This is a genomic window from Brevundimonas vesicularis, from assembly GCF_032067225.1.
Lineage (GTDB): Bacteria > Pseudomonadota > Alphaproteobacteria > Caulobacterales > Caulobacteraceae > Brevundimonas > Brevundimonas vesicularis_F.
In genome coordinates this window covers 1-10,499 of sequence record NZ_DAMBJX010000080.1, presented here as the reverse complement: position 1 = coordinate 10,499, position 10,499 = coordinate 1, and the positions used below count along the sequence as shown (strand labels likewise).

Annotated in this window: 12 protein-coding genes; 11 read left to right on the top strand and 1 reads right to left on the bottom strand. The window is 67.6% G+C overall.

From position 1 onward, the window contains the following. The 11 genes from RT123_RS14595 to RT123_RS14545 all read left to right on the top strand — a co-directional run. On the top strand, positions 1 to 463 hold a 463-nt coding region (locus tag RT123_RS14595; RefSeq protein ID WP_313009885.1), incomplete at its 5' end, for a histidinol dehydrogenase. After that, on the top strand, positions 460 to 1,884 hold the full coding sequence (gene hisB / locus RT123_RS14590; protein WP_313009884.1) for an imidazoleglycerol-phosphate dehydratase HisB: 1,425 nt from the start codon (positions 460 to 462) through the stop codon (positions 1,882 to 1,884). The genes RT123_RS14595 and hisB, both read left to right, overlap by 4 nt. Next, complete coding sequence (gene hisH / locus RT123_RS14585; RefSeq protein ID WP_313009882.1) at positions 1,881 to 2,483, top strand: imidazole glycerol phosphate synthase subunit HisH; 603 nt, start codon at positions 1,881 to 1,883, stop codon at positions 2,481 to 2,483. The genes hisB and hisH overlap by 4 nt, the downstream gene beginning before the upstream one ends. Then, on the top strand, positions 2,477 to 3,214 hold the full coding sequence (hisA, locus tag RT123_RS14580; protein ID WP_313009880.1) for a 1-(5-phosphoribosyl)-5-[(5-phosphoribosylamino)methylideneamino]imidazole-4-carboxamide isomerase: 738 nt from the start codon (positions 2,477 to 2,479) through the stop codon (positions 3,212 to 3,214). Before hisH ends, hisA begins: the two co-directional genes overlap by 7 nt. Then, positions 3,211 to 3,978, top strand: coding sequence for an imidazole glycerol phosphate synthase subunit HisF (hisF, locus tag RT123_RS14575; RefSeq protein WP_284877200.1), 768 nt, complete (start codon positions 3,211 to 3,213; stop codon positions 3,976 to 3,978). The genes hisA and hisF overlap by 4 nt, the downstream gene beginning before the upstream one ends. Then, positions 3,975 to 4,598, top strand: coding sequence for a bifunctional phosphoribosyl-AMP cyclohydrolase/phosphoribosyl-ATP diphosphatase HisIE (gene hisIE, locus RT123_RS14570; RefSeq protein WP_313009878.1), 624 nt, complete (start codon positions 3,975 to 3,977; stop codon positions 4,596 to 4,598). Before hisF ends, hisIE begins: the two co-directional genes overlap by 4 nt. Positions 4,599 to 4,646: 48 nt before the next feature. Continuing rightward, positions 4,647 to 6,107, top strand: a complete 1,461-nt coding sequence (zwf, locus tag RT123_RS14565) for a glucose-6-phosphate dehydrogenase (protein WP_039244196.1) — start codon at positions 4,647 to 4,649, stop codon at positions 6,105 to 6,107. Further along, entirely contained in the window at positions 6,100 to 6,816 is a 717-nt protein-coding gene (gene pgl, locus RT123_RS14560; protein WP_313009877.1) for a 6-phosphogluconolactonase, read from the top strand. Before zwf ends, pgl begins: the two co-directional genes overlap by 8 nt. A gap of 1 nt (position 6,817) precedes the next feature. Continuing rightward, complete coding sequence (edd, locus tag RT123_RS14555; protein WP_313009876.1) at positions 6,818 to 8,707, top strand: phosphogluconate dehydratase; 1,890 nt, start codon at positions 6,818 to 6,820, stop codon at positions 8,705 to 8,707. Between the two features lie 30 nt (positions 8,708 to 8,737). Then, complete coding sequence (gene glk / locus RT123_RS14550) at positions 8,738 to 9,724, top strand: glucokinase (RefSeq protein ID WP_313009874.1); 987 nt, start codon at positions 8,738 to 8,740, stop codon at positions 9,722 to 9,724. Between the two features lie 90 nt (positions 9,725 to 9,814). Continuing rightward, the gene (locus RT123_RS14545) at positions 9,815 to 10,120 is read left to right on the top strand and encodes a hypothetical protein (protein ID WP_039244192.1); all 306 of its coding nucleotides are present in this window, start codon (positions 9,815 to 9,817) and stop codon (positions 10,118 to 10,120) included. Positions 10,121 to 10,201: 81 nt separating this feature from the next. Here RT123_RS14545 and RT123_RS14540 read toward each other — a convergent pair. After that, positions 10,202 to 10,499, bottom strand: a 298-nt coding sequence (locus RT123_RS14540) for a hypothetical protein (RefSeq protein WP_313009872.1), incomplete at its 5' end; no start/stop codon positions are given.

The following is a 10,499-nucleotide window of genomic DNA, read 5'->3' as shown; positions in this document are numbered from 1 at the left end:
CACAATCGACTACATCCTGTCGGAGGTTGAGACCCAGGTCGCCACCCTGCCGCGCAAAGCCATCGCCCGCGCCTCGCTGCAGGAGGCCCGCGCCATCCTGGTCCGCGACCTCGACGACGCCGCAGAGGTCGCCAACCTTTATGGCCCGGAACACCTGGCGATCCAGATCGACGATCCCGAGCCGCTGGTCGATTCGATCAAGGCCGCCGGGGCCGTGTTCGTCGGCCGGTTCGCCGCCGAGACGCTGGGTGACTACGCCGCCGGTCCCAGCCACGTCCTGCCGACCGACGGCGGCGCCCGCACCCTGGGCGGCGTCACCACCGCCAGCTTCATGACCACCATGTCGGTCCAGCTGGTGAACGAGGCCGGCGCTCGTCAGCTTGCCCCGATCGCCGCCCGCCTGGCCCGGATGGAGGGCCTCGAAGCCCACGCCCGCGCCGCCGACCTGAGGGCCGAAGGATGACCCTGCCCGCTCCCTATCCCCCGCTAGTCTCAGGCGGCGAAGGTCTGGATCGCTACCCCGGCGACGCCTCCGCCCTCGCCGTCCGCATGGCTGCGGTCTATGGCGTGTCTGCCGAACAGGTGCTGCCGGTGCGCGGCCTGACCCACGGGCTGGAACTGGCGTATCGCCTCGCCGCCCGCGACGGCGGATCGGTCGAGGCCCCGAAGGCCGAGCCCTACGACAGCCTGGCCGCCATCTATTCAAATAAGGGCGAACCCGCAGTCGTCGTCATCCGCGCGCTCGGCTCGCCCGAGGCCATCGCCGAAATGGCCGCCCGAGTCGCCCCCGCCCTGCTGGTGGTGGACGAGGGACTTATCGAGTTTTCCGACAGCATCTCGGCCGTGACGGTCGTCACCGATCAGCCGAACCTGATCGTGCTGCGCAGCCTGTCCCTGGCCTATGGCTTGGCCGGCGCCCGCGTCGGCGCGGCGATCGCCCAAGCCCAGACTCTGACGCGTCTGGCGTCGGTGCTGGAGCCCTACGCCTTGCCCGAACCGCTGTTGCGGCTGGCGATGCAGGCGCTCGATCCGTCTCGGATGATCGAGACCGCCGAGCGAATCGCCTCGGTCCGGCGCGAGCGCGAACGGGTCGTGCGCGAACTGGGTCGACAGATGCCGGTCGAACCGGGCGTTGGTCCCATCATCATGGCGCGCCCCGAAGAGCCTGCCGCCGCCCTGGCCGTTCTGAAGGCTTACGGCGTCGAGGCCGATCTGTCCGGCGAGCGTCTGCGCCTGCCGATCTCGATCAAGTCCGAAGTCAACGACCGGCTGCTGGCCGCCTTCGGCCTGACGCCTGCCAAGCGCCGCCCGGCCCGCATCGGTCAGACCGTGCGCGACACCAAGGAAACCCGCATCGTCTGCGCCGTCGATCTGGACGCGTCCGGTCCGGTGAAGATCGAGACCGGCGTCGGCTTCTTCGACCACATGCTGGAGCAGATCGCGGCCCACGGCGGCTTCTCCCTGCGTCTGCAATGCGAAGGCGACCTGCACACCGATCCGCACCACACCATCGAGGACAGCGCCATCGCCTTGGGTCAGGCGCTGAAACAGGCGCTGGGGGAGCGCAAGGGCATCGCCCGCTACGGCTTCGTCCTGCCGATGGACGAGGCCAATGCGACCGTGTCCATAGATCTGTCGGGGCGTCCCTATCCGCTGTTCGAAGGGACGTTCGAGACGCCCTTCATCGGCGACTACCGCACCGACCTGACCGCCCACGTCTTCCGGTCGCTGGCCGAGGCCATGGGCGCGGCCGTGCACATCAAGGTCACGGGCCAGGACGACCACCACAAGACCGAAGCCGTCTATAAGGCGTTCGGCCGCGCCCTGCGCCAGGCCATCCGCGTCGAGGGCGACGCCGTGCCGTCCACCAAAGGTGTTCTGTGACCGAGGTCGCCGTCATCGCCTACGGCGCCGGCAATGTCGCCTCGGTCCAGTTCGCGCTGGAGCGGCTGGGCGCGACCGTGCGCCTGACCGACGATCCGACGGTGATCGCCGAGGCTGAACGGGTGATCCTGCCTGGCGTAGGCGCGGCCGGATACGCCATGAAGCGCCTGTCGGACCTGGGTCTGATCGCGCCGATCCGCGCCTTCCCCCGCCCGCTACTGGGTGTGTGTCTGGGTCAGCAACTGCTGTTCGGATCGAGCGACGAGGGCGACGGCGTCGATCTGCTGGGTTTCATTCCCGGCGCGGTGACGCGGCTGAAGCCTGCGGGCGATCTGCCGGTGCCGCACATGGGCTGGAGCCGGTTGACGCGCGACCGCGACGACCCCTTGCTGGAGGGCGTCGTCGACGGCGCCTATGCCTATTTCGTCCACGGCTTCGTCTGTCCCGACGGACCGGCGACCCTGGCGCGCGCCGACTATGGCGGCGTCGTCCCGGCTGTGGTTCGATCCGCCAACCGCTGGGGCTGCCAGTTCCACCCCGAACGCTCGGCCGAGGCCGGGGCGACCATTCTCAAGAACTTCCTGGGCCTGTCATGCTGATCTACCCCGCCATCGACCTGAAGGACGGCGTCTGTGTGCGCCTGATGCACGGCGACTTCGCCCAGGTGACGCATTACGACCAGCAGCCGGCCGCCCGCCTGACGACCTTCGCGGCCGAGGGCGCGGAGTGGATTCACATCGTCGATCTGGACGGAGCCGAGGCGGGCGAGGCGCGTCAGCACGCCCTGATCGGCGAACTGACCCAGGCCATCGACGTCAAGGTTCAGTCGGGCGGCGGCGTGCGCAGCGCCGACGATGTGAAAAAGCTGCTGGACGCCGGCGTGTCGCGCGTCGTCGTAGGCTCCTTGGCGGTGACCCAACCTGAGACGGTGGCCAACTGGCTGGAAACCTTCGGCGTCGAGCGCATCACCCTGGCCCTGGACGTCAAGATCGAGGACGGCGTGGCGGTCCCGGCGCTCAAGGGCTGGACCCAGTCCTCGGGCATGACGCTTTGGGAGGCGCTGGATCGGTATCCCAAGGGGACGGCCAAACACCTGCTGGTGACCGATGTCGGTCGCGACGGCGCCCTGACCGGGCCGAACCTGGATCTGCTGGCCGAAATCCGCAGCCGTCGGCCGGATTTGGTGTTGCAGGCCTCAGGCGGCGTTTCCTCGCTGGACGACATCGCTGCGGTCAAGGCGCTGGGCTGTCACGGGGCCATCGTCGGACGCGCGCTCTACGAGAACTGCTTCACCCTGCCCGAGGCGATCGCGGCGGCCAAACGCTCGTGACGGCGCGGCGGATCATTCCCTGCCTGGACGTGAAGGACGGCCGGGTGGTCAAGGGCGTAAAGTTTGTCGGTCACACCGACATGGGCGATGCGGCCGAGCTGGCCGCCCGCTATCGCGATGCGGGCGCCGACGAACTCGTTTTCTACGACATCACCGCCAGTCCCGAGGGGCGGACGCTGGACTACGGTTGGATCAAGGACATCGCCCGACTGCTGGACATTCCGTTCTGCGTCGCCGGCGGCATTCGCAGCGTGGATCAGGCGGCGCGCTGTCTGGACCACGGAGCGGACAAGGTCTCGATCAACTCCCCGGCCTTGGAACGGCCCGAACTGATCGCGGACATGGCGGCGCGGCTGGGCAGCCAATGCGTCGTCGTCGGCGTCGATAGCCGGTTCGAAGACGGCGATTGGGTGGTCCACAAATATACCGGCGACCCCGATGCACGCCGTCATGCCGGCAAACGCACCTTGGACTGGTTGGACGAGGCGCAGAGCCTGGGCGCCGGAGAGATCGTGCTGAACTGCATCGATCAGGACGGCGTTCGGCGCGGCTATGACATCGAGCAACTGTCCGCCGCGCGGGCACGTCTGACCATTCCCCTGATCGCCTCGGGCGGCGCCGGCGCGCCGGAGCATTTCAAGGCTGTGTTCGAGCAGGCCGACGTCTCCGGCGCCCTGGCCGCCAGCGTCTTCCACACCGGCGCCATCGCCATTCCGGACCTGAAACAATACCTGGCCGACGAAGGCCTGGAGATGAGACTGTGATCGACCCGAACACCATCGACTTCGCCAAGGGCGCCGGATTGGTCCCCGTCGTGGTGCAGGACGCCGCCACGCTGCAGGTCCTGACCCTGGCCTATATGGATCGCGCTGCGCTGGACGAGACGATCGCATCCGGCGAGGCCACCTTCTTCTCGCGCTCGCGCGGGGGGCGTTGGAGGAAGGGCGAGACCTCGGGCGACCGGCTTCACGTCGTCTCCATCACGGCCGACTGCGACGCCGACGCCATCGTGTTGGGCGTCAGGCCGGTCGGAAACGCCTGCCACCTGGACCGAACGAGCTGTTTCGGAGAGGCCGACGCGCCGGGCCTGGGTCGGATCGCCCGGCTGGAGCGAACCATCGCCGAACGGGCCGCCGCCGATCCGTCCGAAAGCTGGACCGCCCGACTGATCGCACAGGGGCCCAAACGCATCGCCCAGAAGGTCGGCGAGGAGGGCGTGGAGACCGCTCTGGCCGGCGTCGCCGGCCCAGACGAGGAACTCGCCAGCGAGGCTGCGGATTTGATCTATCACCTGCTCGTTCTTCTCCATGCCCGTAACATGGTGTTTCAGGACGTGCTGGACGTGTTGGCCTCGCGAGCGGAAGCGGCCAAAGACAGCGGCTAGACCGTAAAGGCGTGCGTCCCGACAAATGGGATCATCGAGGGACAAGACATGGCGGCTCTCATTCTGTTTGGCGGCGGCGGCGATCTGGCGATGCGCATGCTCCTGCCGTCGCTCTATTTCCTCGAACACGACGGCCTTCTGCCGGAAGGGCTGAAGATCATCGGCGCCGCGCGTTCCGAAGAGAGCGCCGACGACTATATCGCCAAGGTGCACGAGGCGGTGAAGGCGCGCGCCGAGGCGGACAAGGTCTGGGACGAAGCCAGCTGGTCGCGGATGAAGGCCCGCCTGGACTATCTGGCGGTCGACGCCACCTCGCCCGAAAGCCTCAAGCCGCTGAAGGACAAGGTCGGCGACGGCGAGGTCACCTCCTTCCTGGCCGTATCCCCCTCGCTCTATGCCCGCATCGTCACGGCGATGAAGGCGGCGGGTCTAGCGGAAAAGAACTGCCGCATCGTGCTGGAAAAGCCTGTCGGGCGCGACCTGAAGTCCTTCCTCGAAATCGACGACGCCGTGGCCCACGCCTTCAGCGAGAACCAGGTCTTCCGCATCGACCACTATCTGGGCAAGGAGACAGTCCAGAACCTGATCGCCCTGCGGTTCGGCAACACGATCTTCGAACCGCTGTGGAACAACCTGTCCATCGACCACGTGCAGATCACGATCGGCGAGACGGTGGGGGTCGGCGATCGCTGGCCCTACTATGACGAATACGGCGCCCTGCGCGACATGCTGCAGAACCACATGCTGCAGCTCCTGTGTCTGGTGGCGATGGAGCCGCCCAGCGACCTGGACCCGGACTCGGTGCGCAACGAGAAGGTCAAGGTGCTGCGCTCCCTGCGCCCTATCACGCCTGACGAAGCCGAGCGCGTGACCGTGCGGGGTCAGTATGTGGCGGGCGTCTCGGAGGGCAAGCCGGCCAAGGGCTATGACGAGGAGCGCGGCCAGCCGTCGGACACCGAAACCTTCGTCGCCGTTCGCGCCGACATCGACAACTGGCGCTGGGCCGGCGTGCCCTTCTTCATGCGGACCGGAAAGCGCCTGCCCGAGAAGCGCACCGAGATCGTCATCCAGTTCAAGCCAGTACCGCACTCGATCTTCGACCGCGACGACCGGGGCGAGGTTCAGGCCAACCGGATGATCATCGAGCTTCAGCCCGAGGAAGACATCTCTCTGACGGTGATGAACAAGCGTCCGGGCCTGGATCAGCGCATGCAGTTGCAGCCGATCAAGATGAGCCTGTCGTGGGGGGTGGACGGCAAGTCCGCCGCCCCGCCGCGCCGCCGCATCGCCTATGAGCGGCTGCTGCTGGACGCGATGGCGGGCGACTCGACGCTGTTCGTGCGGCGCGACGAGGCTGAGCAGGCCTGGAAATGGGTGGACGAGGTGTCCGAGGCCTGGGCCGAATCCGGTCTGAAGCCCGACGACTACGTCGCCGGAACCTGGGGTCCCGACAGCGCCGACATGCTGATGGCCCGCACCGGCCGCGACTGGAATACGACCGATGTCTGAGACCCCAACCATCGAAGCCTTCGCCTCCGTCGAGGCCTGGGCCGAAGCCATCGCCGCGCGTTTGGCCGAAACTCTTGGCGCGGCCGTCCGCGACCATGGGCAGGCCCTGTTCGCCGGTCCCGGCGGTTCGACGCCTGCGCCCGTTTACCGCCGCTTGGCGGCGACCGATCTAGACTGGTCCAAAATCGCCGTGACTCTAGTGGACGAGCGGTATGTGCCTGAGACTTCGCCGGAATCGAACGCCCGGCTCATTCGCGACGTGCTTCTTCAGGACAAGGCGGCGACGGCGCGCTTCATCCCGCTCTATACGCCCGAGGTCACCGTGGACCGTGCGGCCATCGTGGCGGCAAAGGCCCTGGCCGATGCCGGCGGGCGGTTCGATGCGGTGCTGCTGGGCATGGGCGAGGACGGCCATATCTGCTCCATGTTCCCCGAAAGCCCGACGCTGAAGACCCTGCTGACGCCGACGCTGAAGCCCACGGTGCTGGGCGTGCCGCATGGGCGCGATGGCATGGCGCCGACGCTCGAACGGCTGTCGATCAACCTGCCCTATCTGATGTCTGCGGGCCGGGTGATCCTGGGCCTGAAGGGCGCCGCCAAGCGTCGTGTCTTCGAAGAACAGGCCCAGGGCGATCCAAAGATTCAGCCCATTGCCGCCCTGATCGCTGCCGGCGTTCCCCTTGAAGTTTTGTGGACGGAGGAAGGCTGAAATGGCGCTTCATCCCACCGTGGCGGCCGTCACCGCCCGCATCGTCGAGAAAAGCCGCGAGACCCGCGCCGACTACATCCGTCGCATGGACGCCGCGCGCGACAGCGGCGCCGGACGCGCCAAGTTGAGCTGCGCCAACTGGGCCCACGCCTTCGCGGGCCAGACGATCGCCGATAAGCTGACGGCGATGGACGGGTCCAAACCCAACCTCGGCATCGTCACCGCCTATAACGACATGCTGTCGGCCCACCAGCCGTTCGAGCGCTTCCCCGACGTGGTGCGCAAGGCCGTGCGCGAGGTCGCCGCTACGGCCCAGGTCGCCGGCGGCACCCCCGCCATGTGCGATGGCGTCACACAGGGTCGTCCCGGCATGGAGCTGTCGCTGTTCAGCCGCGACCTGATCGCCATGTCGGCGGGCATCGCCCTGACGCACGACGCCTTCGACGCCGGCCTGATGCTGGGCGTGTGCGACAAGATCGTTCCGGGCCTGTTCATGGGCGCCCTGGCCTTCGGCCATCTGCCCGTCGTCTTCGCACCCGCAGGCCCGATGCCATCGGGCATTCCGAACGCTGAAAAGGCCCGGGTCCGGGCCGAGTATGCGCAGAACAAGGTCGATCGTCAGACCCTGCTGGAAAGCGAGATCGGCAGCTATCACTCGCCCGGCACCTGCACCTTCTACGGCACCGCCAACTCCAACCAGATGATGATGGAGCTGGGCGGACTGCACATGCCCTCCACCGCCTTCGTCCATCCCGACACCGGCCTGCGCGACGCCCTGACGGCGGCGGCGGCGAAACGGGCGGTCGAACTGGCCCGCAACGGCGAGTGCCGCATGGCCGACGTCATCGACGAGAAGTCCATCGTCAACATGATCGTGGCCTTGCTGGCCACCGGCGGCTCGACCAATCACGCCATCCACCTGGTCGCCATGGCGCGGGCGGCGGGCGTGCTGATCGACTGGACCGACATGGACGAGCTATCGTCGGTCACGCCGCTGCTGGCGCGGGTCTATCCCAACGGCTCGGCCGATGTGAACGCCTTCCAGGCCGCCGGCGGCGTCGCCTTCATAGCCCGTGAGCTGGCGATGGCGGGCAATATCCACACCGACGTGACGACCATCATGGGTCAAGGCATCCAGGCCTATTTCCAGGAACCGTCGATGGTGGACGGCGAACTGGTCTGGCGCGATGGGGTCCAGGAAAGTCTCGATCTTGACATCCTGCGCCCGGCGTCCAATCCCTTCGACAAGGAGGGGGGCTTGCGTCTGGTTCAGGGCGACTTGGGTCGTGCGGTCATCAAGATCTCCGCCGTCAAACCCGAGAACCGCATCGTCGAGGCGCCTGCCGCCGTGTTCGAGACCCAGGAAGATGCGCTCCAGGCCTTCCGGGACGGCAAGCTGTTCCGCGACGTCGTCGTGGTCCTACGCTTCCAGGGGCCCAAGGCGAACGGCATGCCGGAACTGCACAGCCTGTCGCCGGCCCTGTCCGTCATTCAGGACAAGGGGTTTAAGGTCGCCTTCGTCACCGACGGCCGCATGTCGGGCGCCAGCGGCAAGACGCCCGCCGCAATCCACGTCTCGCCCGAGGCCCTGGCCGGCGGTCCGCTGGCTCATGTTCAGGACGGCGACATCATCCGCCTGGACGCCGAAGCTGGCGTTCTGACCACCGTCGGCGTTCCCGACCTGACCGCCCGTCCGCTGGCCGCCCGGTCCGCCGCCAACGCCGAGGGTTCGTCCTGGGGCTATGGCCGTGAACTGTTCGGCGCCTTCCGCCATGTGGTCACGACGGCCGAGCAGGGAGCGACGGTCTGTTTCGCCCTGCCGACCGGCTCGCGCGGCAACGACGACACCCCGCCCAATCCCAACTTCGTCGATCGGACTGTGGACGCCTGATCCACCGAACCGAGCGCAGGAAACGCCCCAATGAATGACAAGACCCTTCTGGTCGGCGATGTCGGCGGCACGAACGCCCGCTTCGCCGTGGCCCGCATGGTGCCTGATGGCCAAGGTGGGGCCAAGCCCGTGCTGGACCACCACGAGAGCTTCCCGGCCGAGACCTATCCGACCTTCTTGGAAGGTGTCGCCGCCTTCATCGAAGGCTGCGAGGTCAAGCCGACGGGCGGCGTGATCGCCGTCGCCGGCCCGGTCACGGACGGCGCCATCGACCTGACCAACTCGCCCTGGCAGGTGTCGGAGGCGGAGCTTCAGACCCTGGGCCTGAAGCCGGTCAAGCTGATCAACGACTTCGAGGCCCTGGCCTGGGGCGCGCCCATCGTGCCGGAAGACCAGCTGGAGAGCCTGGGCGGGCCGGTCGACGGCGATCCGCACTGCACTGTCGCGGTGCTCGGCCCCGGCACAGGCTTCGGCGTCTCGGCCCTGGTGCGCGATGCGGCCGGCAAGGAGATGGCCATGCCGTCCGAGGGCGGGCACGCCTGCTTCCCCCCCGGCGATCCGGTCGAGGACGAAATCTTGCGCATCCTGCGTCGCCGTTATGACCGGGTGTCGATTGAGCGGCTGATCTGCGGGCCGGGCCTGCTGAACATGCACCGAGCCCTGGCCGAGATCGACGGGCGTGAGACCCATATCGACGACCCGGCCCAGATCACCGCAACGGCCCTGGCGGATCCCAACAGCCCGTGCGGCGCGACCCTGGCCCGCTTCTGCGCCATCTTGGGCGCGGTCGCCGGCGACATCGCCCTGACCACCGGCGCGCGCGGCGGCGTCTATATCGCCGGCGGCATCGTTCCGCGCATCCTGCCCTTCATCAAGGCCAGTCCCTTCCGTCAGCGGTTCGAGCGCAAGGGCCGGTTCAAGGAATATATGCAGGACATTCCGACCAAGGTGATCATGCACAAACACGCCGCCCTGCTGGGCGCTGCGCGGGTCGCCTTCGCCCAGTCGGAGGGCTGACGCGGCGGGCGATCACGAAAATCTCACGGCGGCGTGAACCGAACCGTTACCGTAGCGTTTGAGAGTTTCCACCTAGGAGAGGAAACTCAAATGAAAAAGTTCGCCATAGCCGCCGCTTCGGTCTTCATGCTGGCCGGCGTCGCCGCCTGCGGTGAAAGCGCCGCCGACAAGGCCGCTGAAAAGCAAGCCGACGCCATCGAAGCGACGGGCGAAGCCCGCGCCGACCAGCTCGAATCGCAAGCCGCGACCGCTCCGACCGCTGCTCAGGCCGACGCCCTGAACGCCCAGGCCGATCAGGTCGAGAAGAACGCCGACCGCAAGGCCGACATGGTCGAGCAGCAAGCCGGCAACGCCGACGGCGGCATGACCACCGCCAACACGCCTTCGACCCACTAAGGTCTGGCCACCCGGCTAAATCCGTTTACGGATGGATCAGCCCCCGTCGTTCGCGACGGGGGCTTTTTCGTGCCTGCGACCTCAGTCGATGCACAGGGTCGGGCCGGCCTTGCCGTCCTCGACCGTCGTGTTGCAGCCGAAGCGATCGCTGGTCGCTTGGCAGACGCCAGTCGCCGCCGTCCCCGGCGCCACGCCGCTGTTGCCCTCGATGCGGCAGTCGCCCTGGCACTGATCGCCGTCGGTGCAGCGCTTGCCGGCGTCGGCATAGTTGATGACGCACTGCCAGGATTGCATCCGCCCGACCTGTTTCATCGTGCCGCCGCGCGTGGCGCAGGAGGCGGCGTCGGCGCTCTGCATCGGCGCATCCGACGCCGCTCCC